Annotated in this window: 23 protein-coding genes; 8 read left to right on the top strand and 15 right to left on the bottom strand. The window is 65.4% G+C overall.

Features of this window, described 5'->3' with window-relative positions; translation table 11 throughout:
- Positions 1 to 65 precede the first annotated feature (65 nt).
- Both ugpA and ugpE read left to right on the top strand, forming a co-directional pair.
- Positions 66 to 959, top strand: coding sequence for a sn-glycerol-3-phosphate ABC transporter permease UgpA (gene ugpA, locus GN330_RS20420; protein WP_156714971.1), 894 nt, complete (start codon positions 66 to 68; stop codon positions 957 to 959).
- A 7-nt stretch (positions 960 to 966) separates the two neighbouring features.
- Positions 967 to 1,848, top strand: coding sequence for a sn-glycerol-3-phosphate ABC transporter permease UgpE (ugpE, locus tag GN330_RS20415; protein WP_156714969.1), 882 nt, complete (start codon positions 967 to 969; stop codon positions 1,846 to 1,848).
- Positions 1,849 to 1,857: 9 nt separating this feature from the next.
- On the opposite strand, the gene GN330_RS20410 is transcribed toward ugpE, so the two are convergent.
- A complete protein-coding gene (locus tag GN330_RS20410; protein WP_156715030.1) occupies positions 1,858 to 2,811 on the bottom strand; it encodes a LysR substrate-binding domain-containing protein in 954 nt (317 codons plus the stop codon).
- A gap of 170 nt (positions 2,812 to 2,981) precedes the next feature.
- Here GN330_RS20410 and GN330_RS20405 point away from each other — a divergent pair, with 170 nt between their 5' ends.
- Positions 2,982 to 3,287 (top strand): DUF1127 domain-containing protein, encoded by a 306-nt coding sequence (locus GN330_RS20405; protein WP_156714967.1) that lies wholly within the window; start codon positions 2,982 to 2,984, stop codon positions 3,285 to 3,287.
- A gap of 155 nt (positions 3,288 to 3,442) precedes the next feature.
- Here the strand turns inward: GN330_RS20405 and GN330_RS20400 are convergent, their stop codons facing one another.
- The 7 genes from GN330_RS20400 to GN330_RS20370 all read right to left on the bottom strand — a co-directional run bounded on the left by GN330_RS20400 (position 3,443) and on the right by GN330_RS20370 (position 10,565).
- Positions 3,443 to 4,381 carry a DUF937 domain-containing protein gene (locus tag GN330_RS20400; protein ID WP_156715028.1) on the bottom strand — a complete coding sequence of 313 codons (939 nt, stop codon included), beginning with the start codon at positions 4,379 to 4,381 and terminating at the stop codon, positions 3,443 to 3,445.
- Positions 4,382 to 4,490: 109 nt separating this feature from the next.
- Positions 4,491 to 5,864 carry a glutamate--cysteine ligase gene (locus GN330_RS20395; protein ID WP_156714964.1) on the bottom strand — a complete coding sequence of 458 codons (1,374 nt, stop codon included), beginning with the start codon at positions 5,862 to 5,864 and terminating at the stop codon, positions 4,491 to 4,493.
- A 124-nt stretch (positions 5,865 to 5,988) separates the two neighbouring features.
- Positions 5,989 to 7,281, bottom strand: a complete 1,293-nt coding sequence (locus GN330_RS20390) for an Hsp70 family protein (RefSeq protein ID WP_156714962.1) — start codon at positions 7,279 to 7,281, stop codon at positions 5,989 to 5,991.
- A 134-nt stretch (positions 7,282 to 7,415) separates the two neighbouring features.
- A complete protein-coding gene (locus GN330_RS20385; protein WP_156714960.1) occupies positions 7,416 to 8,153 on the bottom strand; it encodes a 16S rRNA (uracil(1498)-N(3))-methyltransferase in 738 nt (245 codons plus the stop codon).
- Positions 8,154 to 8,233: 80 nt separating this feature from the next.
- Complete coding sequence (locus GN330_RS20380) at positions 8,234 to 9,382, bottom strand: diguanylate cyclase (protein ID WP_156714958.1); 1,149 nt, start codon at positions 9,380 to 9,382, stop codon at positions 8,234 to 8,236.
- Positions 9,383 to 9,477: 95 nt separating this feature from the next.
- On the bottom strand, positions 9,478 to 10,149 hold the full coding sequence (locus GN330_RS20375) for a hypothetical protein (RefSeq protein WP_156714956.1): 672 nt from the start codon (positions 10,147 to 10,149) through the stop codon (positions 9,478 to 9,480).
- On the bottom strand, positions 10,149 to 10,565 hold the full coding sequence (locus GN330_RS20370) for a GNAT family N-acetyltransferase (protein WP_156714954.1): 417 nt from the start codon (positions 10,563 to 10,565) through the stop codon (positions 10,149 to 10,151). The genes GN330_RS20375 and GN330_RS20370 overlap by 1 nt, the downstream gene beginning before the upstream one ends.
- An 85-nt stretch (positions 10,566 to 10,650) precedes the next feature.
- On the opposite strand from GN330_RS20370, the gene GN330_RS20365 reads away from it, so the two are divergent.
- On the top strand, positions 10,651 to 11,349 hold the full coding sequence (locus GN330_RS20365) for a type 1 glutamine amidotransferase (protein WP_156714952.1): 699 nt from the start codon (positions 10,651 to 10,653) through the stop codon (positions 11,347 to 11,349).
- Between the two features lie 23 nt (positions 11,350 to 11,372).
- On the opposite strand, the gene GN330_RS20360 is transcribed toward GN330_RS20365, so the two are convergent.
- The gene (locus tag GN330_RS20360) at positions 11,373 to 11,996 is read right to left on the bottom strand and encodes a thioredoxin family protein (protein ID WP_156714950.1); all 624 of its coding nucleotides are present in this window, start codon (positions 11,994 to 11,996) and stop codon (positions 11,373 to 11,375) included.
- A gap of 220 nt (positions 11,997 to 12,216) precedes the next feature.
- Between GN330_RS20360 and GN330_RS24040 the strand changes: the two genes are divergently transcribed.
- Positions 12,217 to 12,348, top strand: a complete 132-nt coding sequence (locus GN330_RS24040; protein WP_275069011.1) for a hypothetical protein — start codon at positions 12,217 to 12,219, stop codon at positions 12,346 to 12,348.
- Between the two features lie 4 nt (positions 12,349 to 12,352).
- On the opposite strand, the gene GN330_RS20355 is transcribed toward GN330_RS24040, so the two are convergent.
- From GN330_RS20355 to GN330_RS20335, 5 genes are read right to left on the bottom strand one after another with little or no spacing between them, the layout of a single operon-like run.
- Positions 12,353 to 13,099, bottom strand: a complete 747-nt coding sequence (locus GN330_RS20355) for a metallophosphoesterase (RefSeq protein WP_343040989.1) — start codon at positions 13,097 to 13,099, stop codon at positions 12,353 to 12,355.
- A gap of 4 nt (positions 13,100 to 13,103) precedes the next feature.
- Positions 13,104 to 13,775, bottom strand: coding sequence for a LutC/YkgG family protein (locus GN330_RS20350; RefSeq protein WP_156714947.1), 672 nt, complete (start codon positions 13,773 to 13,775; stop codon positions 13,104 to 13,106).
- Positions 13,772 to 15,208, bottom strand: coding sequence for a LutB/LldF family L-lactate oxidation iron-sulfur protein (locus tag GN330_RS20345; protein WP_156714945.1), 1,437 nt, complete (start codon positions 15,206 to 15,208; stop codon positions 13,772 to 13,774). Before GN330_RS20345 ends, GN330_RS20350 begins: the two co-directional genes overlap by 4 nt.
- A gap of 22 nt (positions 15,209 to 15,230) precedes the next feature.
- Positions 15,231 to 16,004 (bottom strand): (Fe-S)-binding protein, encoded by a 774-nt coding sequence (locus GN330_RS20340; RefSeq protein WP_156714943.1) that lies wholly within the window; start codon positions 16,002 to 16,004, stop codon positions 15,231 to 15,233.
- Positions 16,001 to 16,807: a FadR/GntR family transcriptional regulator gene (locus GN330_RS20335; protein WP_425487188.1), complete on the bottom strand. Its 807-nt coding sequence runs from the start codon at positions 16,805 to 16,807 to the stop codon at positions 16,001 to 16,003. Before GN330_RS20335 ends, GN330_RS20340 begins: the two co-directional genes overlap by 4 nt.
- Before the next feature lie 164 nt (positions 16,808 to 16,971).
- Here GN330_RS20335 and GN330_RS20330 point away from each other — a divergent pair, with 164 nt between their 5' ends.
- Entirely contained in the window at positions 16,972 to 18,294 is a 1,323-nt protein-coding gene (locus GN330_RS20330; RefSeq protein ID WP_156714939.1) for a DUF3422 family protein, read from the top strand.
- Positions 18,295 to 18,340: 46 nt separating this feature from the next.
- Here the strand turns inward: GN330_RS20330 and GN330_RS20325 are convergent, their stop codons facing one another.
- Positions 18,341 to 19,336: a LysR family transcriptional regulator gene (locus GN330_RS20325; RefSeq protein WP_156714937.1), complete on the bottom strand. Its 996-nt coding sequence runs from the start codon at positions 19,334 to 19,336 to the stop codon at positions 18,341 to 18,343.
- 270 nt (positions 19,337 to 19,606) lie between these two features.
- On the opposite strand from GN330_RS20325, the gene GN330_RS20320 reads away from it, so the two are divergent.
- A complete protein-coding gene (locus GN330_RS20320; RefSeq protein ID WP_156714935.1) occupies positions 19,607 to 21,103 on the top strand; it encodes an FAD-linked oxidase C-terminal domain-containing protein in 1,497 nt (498 codons plus the stop codon).
- A 67-nt stretch (positions 21,104 to 21,170) separates the two neighbouring features.
- Positions 21,171 to 22,406 (top strand): glycolate oxidase subunit GlcE, encoded by a 1,236-nt coding sequence (gene glcE, locus GN330_RS20315; RefSeq protein WP_156714933.1) that lies wholly within the window; start codon positions 21,171 to 21,173, stop codon positions 22,404 to 22,406.
- Position 22,407: the final 1 nt, after the last annotated feature.

Genomic DNA, 22,407 nt, shown 5'->3' with positions numbered 1-22,407 from the left:
ACGCCGCCGCCGCGCCGCTCCAGGCCCGGCGGCGGTTCCTCCTTTCATTATGCTCGGAAGCAATCATGTCGGGTCGTGACAAGAAAGTCGTCTTCAAAGGGCGTGTTCTACCTTGGCTCTTGCTGGCGCCGCAGCTCGCAGTGCTGGCCGTGTTTTTCTTCTGGCCGGCGGGCGAGGGGATCGTGCAGGCGTTTTTCCTGTCCGATCCGTTCTTCAACACGATGATATTCGTCGGGTTCGACAATTTCCGCGATCTTATGACATCGCCGGAATACTGGGATTCCATCCGCGTCACGCTGGTCTTTTCACTCGCCACCACGGCAACGGCGATGGGTCTGGCACTGGCGCTTGCGGTGGCCGCCGACCGCGTGTTGCACGGCTCGATGGTGCTGCGCTCGCTGGTCATCTGGCCGTATGCGGTGGCGCCGGCGATCGCCGGCATGCTGTGGCTTTTCCTGTTTCACCCGGCCTTCGGCGTGCTCGCCCTGGCGCTCAGGGGGCTGGGCATCGACTGGGATCCGCTGCTCGACGGCACCGACGCCATGGTCCTGATCGTCGCCGCGGCAGCCTGGAAACAGGTTTCCTACAATTTCGTCTTCTTCTTCGCGGGCCTGCAGATGATCCCGCGCAGCCTGATCGAGGCAGCCGCGATCGACGGCGCCGGACCGTTGCGGCGGCTGCGCGATATCGTGCTGCCGCTGTTGAGCGCGACCAGCTTCTTCCTGCTGGTCATGAACGTCATCTATGCATTCTTCGACACGTTCGGCATCGTCGACGCCGTCACCGAGGGCGGCCCCGGCGGCGCCACCCGCATCCTGGTCTACAAGGTCTACAAGGACGGGTTCCAGGCGCAGGATTACGGCTCGTCGGCCGCGCAGTCGATCGTGCTGATGGCGATCGTGATCGTGCTGACATTCCTGCAATTCCGCTACGTCGAACGTCGCGTCAACTACGCCTGATGGGATCATGATCGAACATACGCCCCGTTTCGACGCCGCCTGCTGGCTGATCCTCGCGGTCGGTCTGGTGGCGATCTTCCTGCCGGTCTACTACGCTTTCGTCATCGCGTCGCAGCCCGACACCGCGCAAAGCCTCGACCTCATGACGCCGCCGGGCGCCTATCTGTGGGAGAATCTGCGCGCGGCCTGGACCAAGGACGACCTGCAGCGCCAATTGCTGAACTCGACGGTGATGGCGCTCGGCATCACCGCCGGCAAGCTGGTGATTTCGCTGCTTTCGGCCTTCGCCATCACCTATTTCCGCTTCCGTTTCCGCATGGTGGCGTTCTGGGCGATCTTCATCACGCTGATGCTGCCGGTGGAGGTGCGGATCGTGCCGACCTTCGAGGTGGTGGCCAATGTCGCCCGGCCGCTGACGTCGATCGTCTCGCTGGCGGGCATCGATATCGGGCTCAACTTTTCCATGCTCGACACCTATTCGGGCCTGATCCTGCCGCTGATCGCCTCGGCGACCGCCACCTTCCTGTTCCGCCAGTTTTTCCTCGTCGTGCCCGACGGGCTATGCGAGGCGGCGAAGGTCGACGGGGCCAGCCCGATGCGGTTCTTCTTCGACATCCTGCTGCCGATGTCGGTCACGTCGATCGCGGCGCTGTTCGTCATCCTGTTCATCTATGGCTGGAACCAGTATTTGTGGCCGCTGCTGGTGACGACGCAGGCCGACATGACCACGGTGGTGATCGGGGTCGCCCGCACCCTGCCGACCGACAATGCCGACACGCGCTGGAACCTCACCATGGCCACCACGTTGCTCGCCATGGCGCCTCCGGTGCTGGTGGTGGTGCTGTTGCAGCGCTGGTTCGTGCGCGGCCTGGTCGACCAGGAAAAATAGGCTTCCGCGTCACCAGACCGGGAGCACGCCCGGCCGCTGGTGGCGCGCGCGGCCCGGCGCCGGCGTGGCGAAATCGAAGCCTGCCTCGTCTCCGGCGGCCGGCAAGGAAATGTTGTCGAGGCTTTCGGAGACGTGGCGGGCCAGCGCCTCGACGATCGCCGGCTGTGTCGTCTGGCCGCGAATGAGGCCGATGCGGCAGTCGGGTAGTACTCCGAACCCGTCGTTTTCGCCCAGAATCCGCATGCCGGGCCGCAGCGCGCATTCGGGCAGCACCGACACCGCCAGTCCGCTCAGCACGGAGGCGATGATGACGGTCGCGGACCAGCTCGTGAACAGGATGCGATAGTCGCGCTCCATGCGGTCGAGCACGTCGATGGCGGCGCGGCGCCACAGACAGGACGGCCGCCCGACCGCCAGCGGCAGGATGTCTTCTTCGTGCACGCAATGGTTCGACGAGGCGACCCACAATAGCGGCTCGCGCCGCACGACCTGGCCCGCGCCCTTTTCGTCGTCATGCGTCACCAGGGCGATATCGAGCAGGCCGCGCCTGACCTGCTCGACCAGATTGACCGTCGGTTCGCAGATGACCGACAGTTCCACCCGTGGGTTGGAGCGGGCGAAGCGGGCCATGATCTCGGGCAGGAAGCGGTCGGCGTAGTCGTCGGGCGTGCCGATGCGCACATGCCCTTCCAGGCTGCGCTCGTCGAAGGCGGCGATCGTCTCGCGATTGAGGCGCAGCATGCGCCGTGCATAGGCAAGCAGCTTTTCGCCGTCCTCCGAAAGCCGGTTCACGCGGCCGTTCTTTTCGAATAGCGGCCTGCCGATGCGTTCCTCGAGGCGCCGCATCTGCATCGATACCGCCGACTGGGTACGGTGGACCTCCTCGGCGGCGCGGGTAAAGCTGCCGCTGTCGGCAATGGCGATGAAGGTCTGGAGCTGGTCCAGGTCGAGTGGGGAGGCCATGGCATTACCCATCAGTGGTTTTGATCCTAAAGATTAGAAACATTCGTTCGACTGATCAATCGTTGCGTGCGAGAAATCCGGCGTCCCGTTGAAGGGTGCAACGCTCTCCAAGCGGCGGTGAATGGTCACCGCGCGAGCGGTTGCGCCCGCACAGCGCGAAGGAGACCGCCATGACCAGGATCGACGACGAGACGATGTCCCTTGCCCCCGCCACCACCCGGCCGCGCGTCGTGGCCGCTACGCTTCTGCGGTTCGCCGATCACGTGGCATTGTGGTTCCGCGCCTGGAGAAACCGACGCGAAATCTACCGTCTCGGCGAGATGACGGATGCCCAGCTTGCCGATATCGGTTTGGTGCGCGGCGATCTTCACGTGGCCTATCACGCGCCAGGCGGCGTCGACCCGACCTCGGTTCTCGGCACCATGGCGCAGGCGCGCCGCCGCCAGATCGAAGAAGGCGTGCGGCTGGTCCACTGACCGGCTCGAACCGTTTCCCGCAGGCCAGACACTCCCGCCGGCTTTCCCCCCGGCTCTCGCCTGCTCACTGCCCGGCCTCCCACCCCGCGGAGGCCGGGCTTTTTGCCGCCGGTGCGCATATCGCATCGTGCCCGCCGCCTGTTCGGCTGCGGGCCTCAGCGATGACGGTCCATGCCGCGCAGGAACTGATCGAACACCGATTCGACGTTTTTTTGATATTCGTCACGGGTCTGGCGGCCGGTTTCGAACATGTCGCCGAAAAGATCGTCATAGGGCGTGCGCGGCCGGCCGCCCGGGCTGGCGCGCGGGCGCTGCGCGGCCGGTTCCGGCTCGGGCGCGGCGGTCTTGCGCGGCTGTGCGCCGCGCATCATCTCCTCGAAGATGCGCCCGAGAGGATTGTCTGCCTGCTGATCCTGTCCGTCCTCGCGCGCTTGCGGTCGGTGTTGGGGCTGTTGCTGCATGGCGCCGCCGAACATGTCCTGCAGGATCTTTCCGAACGGATTGTCGAAAGGCGAGGGCGCTGCCTGCGACTGCGGCTGCGGCCGGGAGGCGGGGCCGGCGCCCTGACGCATCATTTCGGCGATGATCTCGCCGAGCGGATTGCCGGATCCGCCGAAACCGGCGGCGCCGAAATTGGGCTGCACCGACTGGGCGCGGGCGCCGCCGTCCAACTGACCGGTAGATTGTTTGAACAGGCCGCCCATCACCATGGCGGCGATTACGGGAAGCATTTGCCGGAGAATGTCCTGGCCGAGGCCGGTCGCCTGGGCGGCCTGGGCGGCCACTGCGCGCGAGAGCTCCTTGGAGCCGAACAAATGGCCGAGAATCCCGTTTCCTTCGGCGACCCCTTGTGAGGAGAAGGCGTTGGCGGCATCGTCGAAATATTGCGCGTGGCGGCCGGTGGAGAGCGCGGACAGAAAGGCGCCGACGCCGTAAGGATCAGCGGCGTTGCGCTTCAGGCCCTGGCTGAAGGCCGGCAGCAGCGCCTCGAGCGCAAGCTGCGTCTGCTGCTGGCTCAGGTTGAACTGTCTGGCCAGCAGGTCCACGGCCTGCCCGTTCTGGGCGTTCGCGATCATGTCGTAGAGCGGCAGCATGGTGGTCTCCGGGAGCGTTCTTACCACCGTGAAGCCTATCCCAATACCGGTGCTGCGCAAACGGCATCGGCGATGCGGCGGCGAATTGGCGATGCAGCCCGCCGGACGCTCAGTAAGCGTATTCGAGGAAGACCGGTTCGATCGAGCCGCCCCAACGGGTGTGGAAGGCGCCGATCATCTCGTCGGCCGAGGTGGTGCCGCGTGCCACCACCTCGTCGAGCGGCGACAGGAAACTGGTTTCGTCATAACCGTCCTGGTTGCGTAAGTTGCGGTTCTTCAATCCCATTTGGGCGATCGAAAGCACCTCGCGCGCCATCTCGCGCAGACCGTGGCCGCGGAAGACGGCGTCGATCCCCTCGCGTGGGACGGCGTCGCGCATCGCGCCGACCTCCTCGAACGACCAGTTCGCGGTGAGCGCTTCGGCCGCGTCCAGCGCCGCTTCGTCGTAGAGCAGGCCGACCCAGAAGGCCGGCAGCGCGCAGATGCGCCGCCACGGGCCGCCGTCGGCGCCGCGCATCTCCAGAAAGCGCTTCAGTCGCACGTCGGGAAAAAGGGTCGACAAATGGTTGGCCCAATCGCCCATGGTGGGTACGCCGTCGGGAACAGAATTCCTGAGCGCGCCGTCCATGAACTGGCGGAAGGTGACGTGGGTGCAGTCGTGGTAGCGGTCGTCGCGGATGACGAAATACATCGGTACGTCGAGCGCCCATTCGACATAGTCGGCAAAGCCGAAATCGGGCGAAAAGCAGAATGGCAGCAGGCCGGAGCGCCGGTTGTCGGTGTCGCGCCAGATCTCGCCGCGCCAGGATTTGAGCCCGTTCGGCCTGCCATCGGTGAAGGGCGAGTTGGCGAAAAGCGCGGTCGAAAGCGGCTGCAGCTTCAGCGACACCTGCATCTTGCGGCGCATGTCGGTTTCGCTGGAAAAATCGAGATTCACCTGGATGGTGCAGGTCCGGTACATCATGTCGAGGCCCTGGCTGCCGACCTTGGGCATATAGGCCGTCATGATGTCATAGCGCGATTTCGGCATTTTCGGCGTTTCGGCCAGCGTCCATTTCGGGCTGCCGCCGAGGCCGAGGAAGCGGATGCCGAGCGGCTCGGCGATCTGGCGCAACTGCGCCAGATGGGCGTTTCCTTCGCGGCAGGTCTGGTGCAGCGTTTCCAGTGGCGCGCCGGAGAGCTCGAACTGGCCGCCGGGCTCGAGCGAGATCGCGCCGCTGCCGGTCGGCTCCACCAGGCCGATAATATTGCCGGCGTCGATGATCGGTTCCCAGCCGAGCACGCGCTGCATGCCTTCCAGAAGCGCCTTGATGCCGTTCTCGCCGCCATAAGGCACCGGGCTGTTGCCGTCGGCGTAGAAGGGGAATTTCTCGTGCTCGGTGCCGATGCGCCAGTCGGCGCGGGGCTTGTTGCCCTGGGCGAGGTAATCGACGAGCTCGTCGACGGTTTCGATCGGGCGAAAATCGGTCGTGTCACGCGCCATGAAAGCTTCCCAGGCAAGGATGTGGCCGAATTCGCGCCGGCGGGCGAGTGATGGCCGAGGCGGCAGGCGCAATCAAGCAAAAAAACCTGACCGATGGTTCAAAGGCGCTTGATCGCCGGGGCGCTCAGCGCGTCCACTGCCCGATGTCGTTGCTTTCGCCGATCAGCGCCAAGCCGTGGGCGATCGACAGCAATTCGCCGCCGCTTTCGATGCGCGAGGCGTCGAAGCGGCGCGAAAAGATGCCGCGCACGGCCGGGACAAAGGAACTGCCGCCGGTGAGAAAGACCTTGTCGACCGCGCCGGCCTGCGTGTCGGTGCAGGTCAATACCTCGTCGAGCGCTGCCTCCATGCGCGCAAGATCGCCGGCGATCCAGGTCTCGAAGTCGGCGCGTCTGACGGTCTTGCGGCCGGCCGCGCCCAGCGGCGCGAAGTGGAACTCCGCCTCCGTCGCCTCCGACAGCGCCATCTTGGTTGCCGCGATCGCCTGGTAGAGTGGATAGCCTTCGTCATAATCGATCAGGTCGACGAAGAGCTGAAGCTTTTCCGGTTCGGTCGCGTGGCGCAGCAGCGACTTCAACTCGGTAAACTCGCGCGTGGTCTTGAAGATCGAAAGCTGGTTCCAGCGCCCGAAATTGGCGAAATAGCTGGCCGGCAGGTCGAGTAGCTTGCCGAAACTGCGAAACTGGCTGCCTTTGCCGATTTCCGGGGCGACCAGCCTGTCGATCAGCCGGTAGTCGAAATGGTCGCCCGCAACGCCGACCCCGGCATGGCCGAGCGGCACGGCGCGCACGGTGCCGGCATGATGTTCGAAGCGGATCAGCGAATAGTCGGTCGTGCCGCCGCCGAAATCGGCAACCAGCACGGTGGCGTCGCGCGTCAGTTGCTGGGCGAACCAGTAGGCGGCGGCGACCGGCTCGTAGATATAGTGGATCTCGGGAAAACCGAACCGGGCGAGTGCGGCCCGATAGCGCTCGAGCGCCAGGCGCTCGTCCGGGTTGGCGCCGGCAAACCGCACCGGCCGGCCGACCATCAGCCGCTCAATGCCGGTGGGCCAGGCGTCGCCCGCATAGGCTTGCAGCCGGCGCAGGAAAGCCTCCATCAGATCCTCGAAGGAATGGCGCTTGGCGAAGATGGTGGTGGCCTGAAAGACGGTGCTGGCCGCGAATGTCTTGATCGACTGCAGAAAGCGGCAGTCGCCCGGGTGCTCGACAAACAGCCCGATCGCGGCTTCGCCGGCCTCGACGCGCAACGATTGCGTGCTGCGCCCCTCCTTCATGAAGGCAAGCGCGGTGCGCATGGCGTCGGTCGTGCCGGCGCTGGATCGGAAAGGCAGCGAGTGCGTGGCGGTGCCGGCCGGGTCGGTGATCGCGAGAACGGTGTTGGTCGTGCCGAAATCGAGCCCGAGCGCGCGTGCCATGGCCGGCGTCCTTCCTGTCTGCGGTAAGGCTGAAACGAAGCGATGGACACGATGCGCGCCGCCGAGGGGAGGGCGCTCTGGTCGCACAGGCGCCAGGCGGTTGGCAAGCGTACTGGAAAGAAATCTAACCTTGCCTACCGCCAGTCGCCGATCGTCGCCTGAATGACCGCGAGCGCCGCCACGGCGGCGGTGTCGGCGCGCAGGATGCGCGGACCGAGCGGGATCGCGGTGACGAAGGGCAGGGCGTGCAGGGCGCGGCGCTCGGCGTCGGAAAAACCGCCTTCGGGTCCCACGATCAGGCCAAGCCGGTCGGTTTCGAGCGCTTGCAGCATGGTCAGCGGATTGTGGGTCTCGGCACTTTCATCGCAAAAGATCAATCGCCGGCCGGGGTCCCAGTCGGCAATAAGCCGGTCGAACTTGACGGGGGCGTGGACGGGGGGAACGGCGAGGATGCCGCATTGCTCGGCCGCTTCGAGCGCGTTTGCCCTGAGCCGCTCGATGCCCGGTTTGTGCATCTGGCAGTGCTGCGTGATCACGGGCGTCAGCGCGCTGGCGCCCATTTCCACCGCTTTTTGCACCAGATAATCGAGCCGGCCCTTCTTCAGCGGCGCGAAACAATAGTGGAGATCGGGAAGGACAGGTTGCGGACGCGTTTGCTCGATCAGCGTCAGGCTGGCGGATTTTTTTCCGCTCGCGGCGAGCCGGGCCCGCCATTCGCCGTCGCGCCCGTTGAACACCAGCAGTTCCGAGTCCTGCCGCATGCGCAGGACATTGAGCAGGTAATGGGCCTGGTTCGGGGCCGCCTCGACCACCGTCCCAGGCGTCAGGTCGGCGTCGACGAACAGTCGCTGCATCGTGTAATTGGCACGCATCGGCGAGCAATGCGCGTGCGGGCGGCGGCGGTCAAGGGTGGTTCGCGCCGGCTGTGTCGCAGGGCGCTGGCGGGTCGGTGCTACGCAGCGAGGCGCTCGACGCGGTTGCGGCCGGTTTCCTTGGCGCGATAGAGCGCGACGTCGGCCCGGCGCAGCATGTCCTCCAGATCGAGGCCGGCGCCCTCGTTCCAGAACCAGCCGACGCTGACGGTCATCGCCAGTGTGTTGTCGCCGGCGGTGATGCGGGCCGACTGGACGGCGGCGCGAATGCGTTCGGCCGTCCGTTCCGCCTCGGGCGCGGTGGCGTTGTGGATATGGACCGCGAATTCCTCGCCGCCGATGCGGGCCACCAGCGTATTGCGACCCGCCTCGTCCTCGACGATACGGGCGCAGGCGCGCAGGATCGCGTCGCCGGCGGCATGGCCGTGACGGTCGTTGATGCGTTTGAAGCGGTCGATGTCGAGCAGCAACACAGCCTGGGCGGCGGCGTTGTCGCGGCTCATCCGGGCGGCGACCATTCGTTCGAAGGCACCTCGATTGAGCAGTTCCGTCAGCGAGTCATGCGCGGCCGCATGGCGCAGCTTCGCCGTGGTCCGCTCATAGGCGATCGACAGCGCGAAGGCGCCGCTTGCCGGCGTGTGCAGCAAGGCGATTACCAGATGAACGGTAAGCATGGCGTCGTAGGGAAGATAGGCGTCGAACGCATCGCCGACGAAGAAACCCTGAACCACCCGTGCGGCGAAAGACAGGCTCAAAAGCGCGTAGGCGGCGATGAGCCCGTAGCGCGACGGCAGCTGGTCGTCGCGATCGCGTCGGAACTCCCAGGCGACCGCTCCGGCGAGTGTGGCGAGAAGGATGTTCACGACGCTGTAGATGATCGCATAGGAACCGGCGACCGGCGGAATGGCGCACAGCACCAGGAACAGAATGGTTGGCGCCCAGATGCTGTGCACGGTGCTGCCGCGTCCGCTGAACTCGCGCGCGGCACGCCAGCGCAGGCCGAATCCGGCAAGCAGCAGCCCGTTGGGCACGATCATCGACAGAGTTTCGGGCAGCCGCGCGGGAAACATGAAAAACACCAGCGCGGCCGCCAGGAGCAGATTTGCGGCGCACCAGGAACGCCAGTAGGCCTGGTCGGGATTGCGGCGCCCGGCGAAATGGAAAGCGAGAGCCATCAAGGCGAGCACGACGGCGTTGGCGGCGAAAAGCGTAAAACTGTCCAGCGCCACCGTGTTCTCCGTAAAGTGTGTATCTGTTTGCCCGGGTGCAGCAGACTTACGCAGTCCGCCCTACCGTGACGTTACGCGGCATGGTTTCGCGGCCGTTAAGCGGTGCGTGCTGCCGAAGACGATGCGCGGGCGGTTTCGTGGAGGACCGGGTTGTAGCCGGCCTTGAGCGCGGCGAGCGTGGCCGGCGGCGTCACCAGGCGCAGCCGTGTATCCGGACGGCTCGAAAAAGCCGGCGCAGGGCCATATCCGCTGAAGGTCCAGCGCCGCAATGCGCCGCCGACAACCAGCAAGGCCTGGCTTTCAAAAGCCACCATGGCGCCGTCGGGCAGAGCGGAAACGGCATCGATCCGGACAAGTCCGCGCTGTTGGAGCGGCGTCAGGCGCTCGCGGTGGAGAATGGCGTCGATCGCCGGCGCCCGTGCCCCATCCAGGCCGTTGCCGGCGGCAAAGCAGGCGGCGAATGTTGTGGCCGCCTCGCGCCGGCAGTAGAAGCAGGGCCGGTGGCCGGCGGCAAACGCGGTCGCCTCGTCGAGGAAAAACAGTTCGGTCCAGCCGGCATTGCCGGACGGCGCATTGCGGCCCATCACCGTGCGCCGGCGGCCACGAAAATCGCACGCGCACACGATCCAGGCTTTTGTGGTCCAACGGCGCTTGAGCAGTGTCTTCGTCGTCGGTTCATGGATGACGCCGCGATTGCCTGTGAACATTCCGCGCGCAGCGACGGCGTGGATGTCGCCGAAGGGATCGACGCGGTTTTGCAGCGGCATCAGCGCGCGCGCCGGAACCAGAATGCGTTGACGATACTTTCCATGCCGATCTTCTCGTAGAACCGAACGACGTCGGGCATGGACGCGAGCGTCAGGCTCACCTCATCGCCCAGCAGGCGCCGCGTTTCCGCGATCAGCTTCTTGCCGACTCCCAGTCCTTGCGCGGCTCGGCTGATGGCGAGTTCCGGAAGATAGGCTGACCAGGAGAAATCCGTGATACAGCGCGCCACGCCCACTGGCGTTCCGTCGGCCAGCCGGGCGGTGACGATTAGGTCGGCGCCGGCCAGCATCCGCGCCAGCCTGTCCAGATCGTCGACCGGCCGCGTCGCGCCCAGCCCGGACTCCTCGAGGACACGGCGGAAATCTTCGGCGGAAAAATCTTGTTCGCGACGATAGCATACCGATTCAACGTCCATCTGTTCCTTTCCAGTCTTCCAAGCAACATTGCGTGGCCGAGACGGCTGTTGCATTAGACGAATGCCTGCGATCGCTGAGGTCTAAATGCGCGTTCTCGTCGTCCAGAATTTCGATCAAACCGGCCTCGGACTTGTTGGGCGCGCCCTCGACGAGGCCGGGGCAAAGGTCGATTGCTGTCGCACATTCGCCGGCGACCCGCTGCCCGATGGCGAAAGCGGGCATGACGGGCTCGTCGTGCTGGGCGGCGCCCAGAGCGCTGTCGATGACGAAAACCATCCCTATCTGCCGCGGCTTACGCGACTGATGCGGGAGTTCGTCATCGGCGATCGCGCCGTGCTCGGCATCTGTCTCGGCGCGCAAGTGCTGGCCCGGGCGATGGGAGGGCGCAATCTGATCGGTTCGGCGACGGAGTTCGGCTGGCGGCAGGTGGAACGGACGCGGCACGGCGAGAGCGATCCCGTGCTGCGCGTCGTGCCGCCGCGGTTCCCGATCTTCGAATGGCACGACGACACGTTCACCCTGCCGCCGGGTGCGCTCAGACTGGCCAGAAACGGCGCAGCCGAAAACCAGGCGTTCCGGGTCGGTCGCGCCGGCTACGGCATCCAGTTTCATTTCGAGGCCGATCGTGCGCTGGTGCGGCGCTGGAACGCAGATTTTCGGGACCATCTCGCTGAAAGCCAGCCAGACTGGCCGGCCCGCTTCGAGAGCGAGGCGGCGCGCCATGGGCCGGAAGCGGATGCGGCGGGATTTGCGCTGGCACGCGCCTGGGTGGCCCTGGTCTGACCCTGCGCCGGTTTCCGCCGGGCTCAGTCCCAAATCGTGACCTCCTTGCCGTCCTTGCGCAGCGCGTCGGCGCGGGCGGTGATGAAGTCCTGGAAATGATGATCCCTGTAGGCGCCGCTCGCCACATAGGCGAACATAGAGGCGAAATGGAACGGCTTGAAATAGCCGGGCATTACGGCGGCCGCGGCCTGCTTGGCGGGCTTGCCGTTCGGATCGGCTTCCCTGGGCACGAAGATCAGCGTCGGGGTGAAAACCACGCCCCATTTACGCGCTAGGTCGCGTTCCGGCAGCTCCTCGCCGTCGGTGTCGGTGACGGCGCGGCTGCCGCGCAGGTCGAGCTGCAGCACGTCGAAATTGTCGCTTATATGCCGCACGATTTCCGGATCGCGCAGATTGACCCGGTGCATTTCGCGGCAATAGGGGCAGCCAGACTGTTCGAAGACGATCACGAGACCCTTGCCCGCGTCCTGCGCGGTGGCGAAGTCGTCGCCGATATCAAGGAAAGATTGCAGGAACCAGTCCTGGACATGGAGGCCGTTGTCGCCAAGCTCGGGTTCGGGCAACAACGCGTCGGTATGGGCAGGGCCGGCGGCCGCAAGCAAGAATGTAAGCAAGGCGGCGAGGCGGACAGGCGCGAAGCGTGGCATTTTTGATACGCCTCCTTCACTGCATGTGGAACGCTTCACAGAAGACTAGCACCGAAAGCGCTAGCACACTATGCCATGGCTCCCGCAGCGGCGGCGGCGCCGAAAGGCGAGATTGCGAGCGTACGGATAAGGGCTTGTTACATTTTTCTGGTTTGCCGCAACTGAATCGTAACCACAATCATTTTCATTACGTAGAAAGACAACAGAGACGATGACGCCCGTGAAAGCTGCGCTCCTTTCCTTTCTCATGCTCTCCGGAATCGCGATCTGGGGGATCGGCATTTATTCGGCCGACGCGCATTCGGGCCATCTGGTCACCGACGGTTACGGCGTCGGCGCTGGCCGGAACTGATCTCCTAATCCGCGCCGGCTTCCAGAAGCCGCTTTTCGCGCCCCTCCACGACAAAGGCCGTCAGGCGGCCGCTGGCATAGGCAAGCGTGTCGAGATTGACGCGGTTCGCCATGATTTCGGCTTCGTCATGGGGCGTATGGCCGTGCACCACCACTTTTTCATGCAGGCCGGGATAATGCAGGAACGGGTCGCGGATCCAGATCAGGTCCTGCGGGTCCTGGTCGTCGAGCGGCACTTCAGGCCGGATGCCGGCATGGCAGAAGAAAAAATCGCCGAAGACGATCGAGCGCGGCAGGCCCTCGATGAAGGTCTTGTGGGCTGAAGGAACCACGGCCGCCAATGCGGCCCGGCTTTTGTCGGCGGCGGCCGAGTTCGAAAAATCGACCTCCACGCCGTAGGAGCGTGCCGTGTCGATACCGCCAAAGCGGCAAAACAGCCCGGTCGTGTCACCATCGTCGAGAAAGGCGCGGAAATTCACGTCGTGATTGCCGGCGAGCGCGACGACGCGCGGATCCTCCGTGACGCGGTCGACGAGAAAGGCGATCACCCCTTTGGAGTTCGGTCCCCTGTCGACATAGTCGCCGAGATGGATGATGCGCCAGTCAGCCGGTTCGTCGCGCACCAATTCGGCGCGGATCTGGCCGTGCATGGCGCGCAGCAGGTCGAGCCGACCGTGCACGTCGCCGATCGCGTAGAGCCGCATGCCATCGGGTGCGGCGGCGTCGAGGAAATGCACGCCGGTCACGACAATTGCCTCAGCCGACGACGATCAGATGCAGGGCACGCGGGCCGTGAGCGCCTAAGATGATTTTCTGCTCGATGTCGCCGGACCGCGATGGGCCGGTGACGAGATTGAGGGTGCGCGGCATGCGACCCTTGCCGAATTTGCGTCGCAGGCCGGTGAGCACCGTTTCCAGGTCGCCGGCGATATCCTTGACGTCGACCACCACGATATGGTGCTCGGGCAGGAAATTCACGGTCGAGGGATTGTCCTTGCCCGACAGGAGAGCGACCGTTCCGGTTTCCGCGATGCCGGCGAAGGCGTGGCTGACACCGACCTCGTCAAAACCGTCCGATGGCCCTGATTTCACGTCCAGTGCTTTCAGCTTGTCCCATGGCATCGCCTTCAGCCGACGGTCTGTCCCCATCCGGACCGAGGCGGGCAGGTTTTTGGCGCGCAGATAGTCCGACACAACCCGCGGCACGCGCTCGGGCGAGCGCACGCGCGTCACGCTCGCCGACACCGCCTCGGCCATCTGACAGAACAGCTTGACCTTTTGGGCATCGCTGCCCTGGCCGCGCTCGGGCACGATGCCCCTGGGCGGTTTCGCCAACCGCCTTTCGACCGCCTCGCGCCGCGTGGCGTCGTTGGTGTCGGCGCCCAGCGTCTGGCGCAGCTTGCCGAGGATCGCGTCGCGCCCGCTCATGCCGAGGCCCCTTGCTTGCGACTTTCGCGTTCGCGCCATTGCTGCATAAAGGTCCGGCGCTCGGGTGCGGGCAGATCGCGATGCTTTGTCCAACCGCCGGCGAGGGGGAGGGCGGAAAACCGTTTCCTGCGTCCGCCGAACAAGGCAAGCACCGGGATCGCCATCGAGGTGGCGAAATTATAGAGCCGCGGACGCTTGGCGAAGGCGGCCCAGATTTTCATGCCGTAGCGCTGCGTGGCCGGGTTGAGGCCGCGCTCGAATTCGCGTTCGCGCCAGTGCCGCATCATCTTCGGCAGGGGGATGCGCATCGGGCACACGCTTTCGCAGCGACCGCAGAACGTCGAGGCGTTGGGCAGGTGTCCGCCCTGGTCGACGCCGATCAGGGAGGGGGTGAGCACGGCGCCCATCGGACCGGGGTAGACCCAGCCATAGGCATGGCCGCCGACGGCGTGGTAAACCGGGCAATGGTTCATGCAGGCGCCGCAACGTATGCAGCGCAGCATGTCCTGGAACTCGGTGCCGAGCATCGACGTGCGGCCATTGTCGAGCAGGATGACATGGTACTGTTCCGGCCCGTCCGGATCGCCCTTGCGGCGTGGCCCGGTCGACAATGTGGTGTAGACGCTCATGTCCTGACCGGTCGCCGAGCGCGCCAGAACCCGCAGGATCTGGCTGACATCGTTGAGCGTCGGCACGATCTTCTCGATCGAGGCGACCACGATGTGCACACGTGGCAGGAGTTGGGTCAGATCACCATTGCCCTCGTTGGTGACGATGACCGAACTGCCGGTTTCGGCGACGAGAAAATTGGCTCCGGTTATGCCGATTTCGGCTTCGAAATACTGCGCGCGCAGCACGCGTCGCGCCTCGTCGAGCAGCGTCTCGGGCTCGGTCAGGTCGCGGTCTGCCGGCAGATAGTCGTGGGCGCGACGGAAGTCGGCCTCGACCTGATCCTTGTTCACATGCACGGCCGGCGCGATGATGTGGCTCGGATGCTCGTTGCGCAGCTGAATGATGTATTCGCCGAGATCGGTTTCCACGGCCTTGATGCCGGCGAGCTGGAGGAAGTCGTTGAGGGCGATCTCCTCGGTGATCATCGACTTGCCCTTGGTGACGGTGCGGGCGTTTTGCATGCGGCAGATGTCGAGCACGACGCGGCGCGCATCCTCCGCCGTCTCGGCCCAGTGCACGTGGCCGCCGGATTCCGTCACCTTTTTTTCATAAGCCTCCAGATAGAGGTCGAGATGGGCGAGCGTATGGTCCTTGATGTCTCGGGCGGCGTCGCGCAGCGCGTCGAATTCGGGCAGCGCGTCGGCCGCCTTGCGGCGCTTGTCGATGAAGCCGGCGCGCACATTGCCGAGCGCCTTTTGAAGCTGGGCGTCGTGGAGCGCGTTGACCGCGTTCTGTTTGAATGTCGGTGAAGTGACTTCCATTGCGTTCGGCCCCGTGGATGGATTAACCCTTGCCGCCGATCGGCGCGGTGTCTGTCATGCCGGCGAGGACTTCGGCGACATGGCGCGCCTCGATCGCCGAGCCCTGTCGTTTCAGCTTGCCGGCCATGTTCATCAGGCAACCGAGGTCGCCGGCCAGAAGCAGGTCGGCCCCGCTCGCCTCGATGGTTTGCGTCTTCTTCTCCACGATGGCGTTCGAGATGTCGGAATATTTGACACAGAAGGTGCCGCCGAAGCCGCAGCACACGTCGGGATCTTGCATTTCCTTCAGTGTCAGCCCCTCGACCGAGGCAAGTAGCGCGCGCGGCTGGGCGGCGATGCCGAGCTCGCGCAAGCCCGAGCAGGAATCGTGATAGGTGACGGTGGCGGGATGGTTCGCGGCGACCGCCGCCATGCCCATAGTGTCGGTGAGGAAGCTGACGAGCTCGTGCACTCGGGCCGAAAACGCCTCGGCGCGCTCGCGCCAGTCAGGGTCGTCGGCAAAGAGCCGCGGATAGTGCTTTTTCAGCATGCCGGCGCAGGAACCCGACGGCGCCACCACGTAGTCGAACCCCTCGAAGGCGCGAATGGTGTTTTGCGCGATCTCGCGCGCGTCCGCGTTGTCGCCGGAATTATAGGCCGGCTGGCCGCAGCAGGTCTGGGCCATCGGCACATCGACATCGCAGCCGGCTTCCTCGATGAGCTTGACGGCGGCGAAGCCGACCTGGGGCCTGAAGAGATCGACCAGACAGGTGACGAACAGGCCGACCGTCGGCCGTGCTTGGACTGTGCCGCTCAACGCTCGCCTCCTTGCGCGGGCTTCCGCCCGGCCGCGCGCTGCAACGAGCGCAGACGTGAGATTTTCTGCCAATTCTGGGTGCGTTCGGCTTCGTTCATCGCCCTCTCCACGAAATCGATATGGTCGCGCGCGGCCCGCGCGGCCTTGTGCGGATCGCCCGCCAGGACCGCCTCGCCAATGGCGACATGCTGTTGAAGCAGCGTATCGCGCGCGTCGGGCAGCGCATAGATCAGCCCTCGGTTAAAAAAGACCCCGTCGGCCAAAAGCCGGTAGCACGAGCGCAGCGTGTGCAGGAGAATGATGTTGTGGGCGCATTCGCCGACGGTGTTGTGGAACTCGACGTCGAGAGCGGCTTCCCGCTCGAAATCGGCGTGGCGGTGCGCCTGGCGCATGCGCGCGAGAATGTCCGACACCAGGGCGCGGTCGTCATCGGTGGCGCGGGCAGCGGCGAAACCGGCGGCGACGCCCTCGATCTCGCGTCGGTATTCCAGATAGTCGGCGATCGCCTTGCCGTGCGTGGCGACCAGCTCCATCACCGGCGGCGTGAACACCTCGCCGATGAGATCAGCGATCCGGGTGCCGTCGCCATGGCGCGAGACGACCAGCCCGCGCGTCTCGAGTTGCTTGAGCGCGTCGCGCAGGATCGGGCGCGAGACGTCGAGCCGGCTCGACAGGTCGCGTTCGCCCGGCAACCGATCACCCGGTCGCAGGACACCCTCGAGGATAAGATCCTCGATACGGCCCACGACCTCGTCGGCGGTGCGGGCATGCTGGATGCGGGCGTAGACCTCGTTCAAGGGCATCTTCCGGCGAAGGGCAATCGCCCCAGTCTTAGAAACACCAGCCTCAGTGGTCAATTTTTTTATCCACTTTGCGAGTGACGGCATGCTTCGAAGACGCCATGCCGCATGGACGGGCTGTTTCGTTAGACTAAGGTAGCGGAGCCGTCGGGGAGGCGGAAATACATATGAGCGAGGAACACACCGGAATCCGACCCGACACCGTGCTTTCCGGCAGTGTGATGGGGTTGCCGGCCTACGATGGCCGGGCCGCCGCTCTCGGCGAGGTCCATGCGCGTCCGCATCCGCCGATCGAGACGCCGCGCAGGCTCGTCCAGCTCGCCTTCATGACCGAAGGCGGCAGCACCGTCGACCACGCCGTTCTCGCCGAGTTGTCGCGGGGGCTCGGCGTGGCGCCGCCGGATCGCCAGGCGCGCCACCACGCGATGAAATGGGGCCGCGGCACGCTGCGCTGGGAGCGGCATACCGAATTTTCCACCTATTTCTGGGAAGGCCCGCCGGGTGGGTCGGGCGACCAAGGGGAGGCCGGGCCGTTCGGACACGGATTTTCGGCACCGGGAACGGTTATTTCGGGCGTGCGGATCGACATTCGCACGTGGGATGATGGCGCCGAGCGGCTGATCGAGAGCTTCGACCCGGCAAGCCTGTGTTATTCCCTGGTCGAGGGCGGCAAGGCGGCGGTCGCCACCGATTTCCGCCAGGATGGCGACGGATTGACCCGCATCCTGCTTCTCGACGGCGGGCTGACCTCGGCGCGGGTGGGAGCGCTGGCGCAGCGGCTGGTCGACATCGAGACCTACCGAACGCTGGCCATGCTTGGCCTGCCGCTGGCGCAATCGCTTTCACCACGCATTCGCCGCATCGAAGACAGGCTGGCGCAACTCACCGGCGAGATGCGCTCGGGCGAGCGCCGCGACAGCGAGGGGCTTTTGAGCGAACTGACCGAGCTTGCCGCCGAACTGGAGGCCGACGCGGCGGCAAGCCTCTATCGGTTCGGCGCCAGCCGCGCCTATCACGGTATCGTGGAGGAACGGCTGGCCGCGCTCGGTGAGGAGGCCGTGCCCGGCTACGACACCTGGTCGGGTTTTCTGCAAAGGCGGGTGGCGCCGGCCATGCGCACCTGCCGCTCGATCGAGGAGCGACAGGCCAATCTGTCGCGCAAGCTGGCGCGCGCGGCGACGTTGCTCAGGACCTGGGTCGACGTCGAGGTGGAGCGCCAGAACCGAGACCTTCTCGGCTCGATGAACCGGCGCGCCAAGCTGCAGCTCAGGCTGCAGCAGACCGTGGAGGGGCTCTCGGTCGCGGCGGTGTCTTATTATGTCGTCGGGCTTGCCGGCTATCTGGCCAAGGGCGCGGCGGATATCGGCTTGCCATTCAAGCCCGAGCAGGCGACCGCGCTCGCCGTCGTGCCGGTGGTGCTTGCGGTCTGGTGGCTGGTGCGGCGCATCCGTCGCCATCATGTCGATCCGGGTGGGGCGCGGCAGCCCTGAATCCACCGACCCTTAGAGTATCCGTTTTGGTCAAGGAAGGGATACTCTAAGGCCGCGTGCCGGCTGGTGGGCCCGCCCTGCCGTTCGGCTTCGGCTCGGGCGGAACCGCGTCGCCGACGGTCGGAGCTGATACGGCGCTGGCGGGCACCGTTTCCCAGTAGGGCACTGGGCCGTAGAGGTTGGCCAGATAATCGATGAACAGCCGCACCTTGGCCGGCAGGAAGCGCCGCGAGGGGTAGACGGCGTGGATGGCGACGCTCTTGGAGGCGGCGAATTCCGGCATCACGCGCACCAGCCGGCCCGAGGCGATCTCGGCCCCGACATCCCAGGTCGAACGCAGGGCGAGGCCGAGCCCGGCAATCACCGCTTCGCGCAGGACTTCGCTCGAATTGGTCTGCAGCGGTCCTTCGGCTCGGTAGACGATCGAGCCGTGCGGACCTTCGAGCCGCCACGGCTCGTTGTTGTGCTGGGGCAGGCAAATATGCCGTTCCAGGTCTTCGATCGATTGTGGCAATCCGCGCTCCGACAAGTAGGAGGGCGCCGCGACCAGAACGCGCTCGACCGGCGCGAGCCGGCGCGCCACGAGGCTGGAATCCGACAGTTCGGCGATACGGATGGCAAGATCGAACCCGTCGCCGACAATGTCGACGAAATCGTCCGACAAGACGAGGTTGATCGACAGGTCGGGATTTTCGCGCATGAAGGCGCCGAGATGCGGGGCGATGTGCATGCGCGCGAAGGACGTTGGAGCCGAGATCTTCAGCGTGCCGCGTGGCTGGGTCGATCGTCGCGTGACGAAAGCTTCTGCTTCCTCGATGCCGGCAATGATGGCGACGACGCGTTCGTAAAATCCCTGTCCGGCCTCGGTCAGCGCGACCTGTCGCGTGGTACGTTGCAGCAGGCGGGTGCCGAGCCGATCTTCCAGCTTGCGCAGCCTTTTGGAAACGACGGCGGGCGACAAGCCCAGTTCACGTCCCGCCCCCGAAAGGCTTCCAGCAGAAACCACACGTGAAAAAATCTCAAGATCGGCAATATTTGTCATGGAACATCATGGTTTGTCTGTCTGAATTCTAATACGGCGAAATCGTCGATTGGTTCACGTTCCCGTGTTTGGAAATTTTCAGTTCCCCGCGACTCGTCCCGTCCGTCCGTTGGTCGGAATGCGTGAGTGCGAACGATCGCGGATCACCATCAAGAGCTGCCCGGACATGAACGGTCTGTGAACAAACTCATTTCCAGACATGATTCGGACAGATGGTTTGCGTCGCTTCGCAAAACTGGTAAACACTTTTGACCAGTTGGAGGTGAGACCTTGTCCGGCCTTGTGATGCCCGAAGCGGACGCCGCGACGATGGCGCGGCGCGCCGAAATCGTCGCCGATATGCGTATCATTGTTCCCGGCGAAGGCGTCGTCGAGACGGTCAACGAAATGCGCGCTTTCGAGACCGACGGACTGACGGCCTATCGCCAGCTTCCCCTCGTCGTGGTCCTGCCGGAGACGACGGCGCAGGTGGCGCGTATTCTCAAATATTGCAACGAACGCAACGTTCGCGTGGTGCCGCGCGGTTCCGGCACCTCGCTGTCGGGCGGGGCCCTGCCGCTGGAAGACGCGGTGCTTTTGGTGATGAGCCGCTTCAACCGTGTCCTCGACATCGACTACGCCAACCGCGCGGTGATCGCGCAACCGGGGGTGACCAATCTCGCCATCACCCACGCCGTCGAACAGGACGGATTTTATTACGCGCCCGACCCGTCCTCGCAGATCGCCTGCTCTATCGGCGGCAATGTCGCGGAGAATGCCGGCGGCGTCCACTGCCTGAAATACGGCCTGACGGCCAACAATGTGCTCGGCGTCGAAATGGTGCTGATGTCGGGCGAGGTGGTGCGGCTCGGCGGCAGCCATCTCGACGCGGAAGGCTACGACCTGCTCGGCCTGATGACGGGTTCGGAGGGATTGCTCGGCGTCGTCACCGAGATCACCGTGCGCATCCTGAAAAAGCCGGAAGCGGCGCGCGCCATGCTGGTCGGCTTTTCCTCCAGCGAGGCGGCCGGGCAGTGCGTTGCCGACATTATCGGCGCCGGCATCGTGCCGGGCGGCATGGAGATGATGGACGGGCCGGCGATCCGCGCGGCGGAGGATTTCGTCCAGGCCGGTTATCCGCTCGACGTCGAGGCGCTGCTGATCGTCGAGCTCGACGGGCCGGGACCCGAAATCGACCATCTGATCGGTGAGGTGGAGGCGATCGCGGCCAAAAACGGCGCCGTGACGAGCCGCATCTCGACCTCGGAGGAGGAGCGGCTGTCGTTCTGGGCCGGGCGCAAGGCGGCGTTTCCGGCGGTCGGGCGGATATCGCCGGACTATTATTGCATGGACGGCACGATTCCGCGCAAGGCGCTGCCGACGGTGCTGGCCGGCATGCGCCAGCTTTCACAAAAATACGGGCTCGGCGTCGCCAACGTGTTTCACGCCGGCGACGGCAATCTGCATCCGCTGATCCTCTACGACGCCAACAATCCGGGCGAACTGGAAAAGGCGGAGGAGTTCGGCGCCGACATTTTACGGCTCTGCGTGAAGGTCGGCGGCGTCTTGACCGGCGAGCACGGCGTCGGCGTGGAAAAACGCGACCTGATGGGCGAGATGTTTTCTGATACCGATCTCGACCAGCAGATGCGTGTCAAATGCGCCTTCGACCCGCAACATCTGCTCAATCCGGGAAAGGTGTTTCCGCAATTGCGGCGCTGCGCCGAACTCGGCCGCATGCACATCCATCGCGGCCAAATCCCGTTTCCCGACATTCCGAGGTTTTGAGGGAGAAGCCGTTGTCGACGATGCTTGTTGTTCTCCTGTTCGCTGGCTTGGACCCGGATCGCCGCGGATGACCGTTTTCACCCCATCGCGCGCCGAGGACGTGCTTGCCGCCGTGCAATGGGCCGTCGGCGAGGACGCGCCGCTGGAAATCCTCGGCCACGGCTCGAAGCGCGGCATCGGCCGTCCGGTGCAGACCGAGCATACGCTCGACCTCTCCGGCCTGTCAGGCGTCACCCTCTACGAGCCGGAGGAACTGGTCCTGTCGGCCAGGGCCGGGACGCCGGTTGCCGAGATCGAGGCCTTGCTGGCCGAAAAGCGCCAGCAACTCGCCTTCGAGCCGCTCGACTACGGGCCGCTGTTCGGCGCGCCGGCCGGGCGCGGCACGATCGGCGGCGTGCTCGCCGGCAATCTCGCCGGCCCGCGCCGCCTCAAGGCCGGGGCGGCGCGCGACCACGTGCTCGGCATCCATGCCGTGTCGGGCCGCGGCGAGGCCTTCAAGTCGGGCGGGCGCGTCGTCAAGAACGTCACCGGCTACGATTTGTCCAAGGCGATGGCCGGATCGTGGGGCACGCTCGCCGTTGTCACCGATACCACCTTCAAGGTGCTGCCGGCGGCCGAGACCGAGACCACGCTTGTCCTGCGCGGGCTGAGCGATGCCGACGCGGCGACGGCGATGGCGGCGGCCATGGGATCGGCCGGCGAGGTGTCCGGCGCCGCGCATCTGCCCGAAAGTGTGACCGGATCCGTGATCGCCGGTGCGCTTGCGGGTGAGGCGTCGACGCTGCTGCGCCTGGAAGGGTTCGGCCCGTCGGTCGCCTATCGCCGCGACATGCTGACGAGCCTGTTCAAGGGCGGCGAGATCGAGACGCTCGAGGATCAGGCCTCGCGCGTGCTCTGGCGCGAAATCCGCGACGTGGCGCCGTTTTGCGATGCCACCGAGCGTCCGGTCTGGCGGGTCTCCGTGCCGCCGACGCGCGGCCACGCGCTGGTGATGGCGCTCAGGATGCAGGCGGCAGCCGACGCTTTCTACGACTGGCAGGGTGGGCTGGTGTGGCTGCGCATGGAAAGCGAACCCGAGGCCGATATCGTCCGCGCGCTTGTCGCCGCGCATGGCGGCGGCCACGCCACCCTGGTGCGGGCGGCGCCGGCCTGGCGGTCGTCCGTTCCGGTGTTTCAGCCGCAACCCATGCCGCTGGCCGCGCTTTCGGCGCGGCTGAAGAACCAATTCGATCCGCAAAACGTTCTCAATCCGGGGCGGATGTATCCCGCCGGCAGTTCTGCTAGCCTCGAAACGCAAGATTGAG

This window comes from Nitratireductor arenosus (assembly GCF_009742725.1).
GTDB classification, from domain to species: Bacteria; Pseudomonadota; Alphaproteobacteria; order Rhizobiales; family Rhizobiaceae; genus Mangrovimarina; species Mangrovimarina arenosa.
This window is presented reverse-complemented; position numbering and strand designations above follow the sequence as displayed.

Coding starts and splice junctions, on each gene's coding strand:
- GN330_RS20335 (WP_425487188.1), bottom strand. CDS start 16,807: ATGCCCTTGAACGAGGTCTACGCCCGCATCCAGCATGCCCGCACCGCC.
- GN330_RS20330 (WP_156714939.1), top strand. CDS start 16,972: ATGAGCGAGGAACACACCGGAATCCGACCCGACACCGTGCTTTCCGGC.
- GN330_RS20410 (WP_156715030.1), bottom strand. CDS start 2,811: ATGGCCTCCCCACTCGACCTGGACCAGCTCCAGACCTTCATCGCCATT.
- GN330_RS20350 (WP_156714947.1), bottom strand. CDS start 13,775: ATGAGCGGGCGCGACGCGATCCTCGGCAAGCTGCGCCAGACGCTGGGC.
- GN330_RS20395 (WP_156714964.1), bottom strand. CDS start 5,864: ATGGCGCGTGACACGACCGATTTTCGCCCGATCGAAACCGTCGACGAG.
- GN330_RS20400 (WP_156715028.1), bottom strand. CDS start 4,381: ATGCTGCCGCTCTACGACATGATCGCGAACGCCCAGAACGGGCAGGCC.
- glcE (WP_156714933.1), top strand. CDS start 21,171: ATGACCGTTTTCACCCCATCGCGCGCCGAGGACGTGCTTGCCGCCGTG.
- ugpA (WP_156714971.1), top strand. CDS start 66: ATGTCGGGTCGTGACAAGAAAGTCGTCTTCAAAGGGCGTGTTCTACCT.
- GN330_RS20325 (WP_156714937.1), bottom strand. CDS start 19,336: ATGACAAATATTGCCGATCTTGAGATTTTTTCACGTGTGGTTTCTGCT.
- GN330_RS20375 (WP_156714956.1), bottom strand. CDS start 10,149: ATGCCGCTGCAAAACCGCGTCGATCCCTTCGGCGACATCCACGCCGTC.
- ugpE (WP_156714969.1), top strand. CDS start 967: ATGATCGAACATACGCCCCGTTTCGACGCCGCCTGCTGGCTGATCCTC.
- GN330_RS20370 (WP_156714954.1), bottom strand. CDS start 10,565: ATGGACGTTGAATCGGTATGCTATCGTCGCGAACAAGATTTTTCCGCC.
- GN330_RS20345 (WP_156714945.1), bottom strand. CDS start 15,208: ATGGAAGTCACTTCACCGACATTCAAACAGAACGCGGTCAACGCGCTC.
- GN330_RS20365 (WP_156714952.1), top strand. CDS start 10,651: ATGCGCGTTCTCGTCGTCCAGAATTTCGATCAAACCGGCCTCGGACTT.
- GN330_RS20390 (WP_156714962.1), bottom strand. CDS start 7,281: ATGGCACGCGCGCTCGGGCTCGATTTCGGCACGACCAACACCGTTCTC.
- GN330_RS20360 (WP_156714950.1), bottom strand. CDS start 11,996: ATGCCACGCTTCGCGCCTGTCCGCCTCGCCGCCTTGCTTACATTCTTG.
- GN330_RS20405 (WP_156714967.1), top strand. CDS start 2,982: ATGACCAGGATCGACGACGAGACGATGTCCCTTGCCCCCGCCACCACC.
- GN330_RS20385 (WP_156714960.1), bottom strand. CDS start 8,153: ATGCGTGCCAATTACACGATGCAGCGACTGTTCGTCGACGCCGACCTG.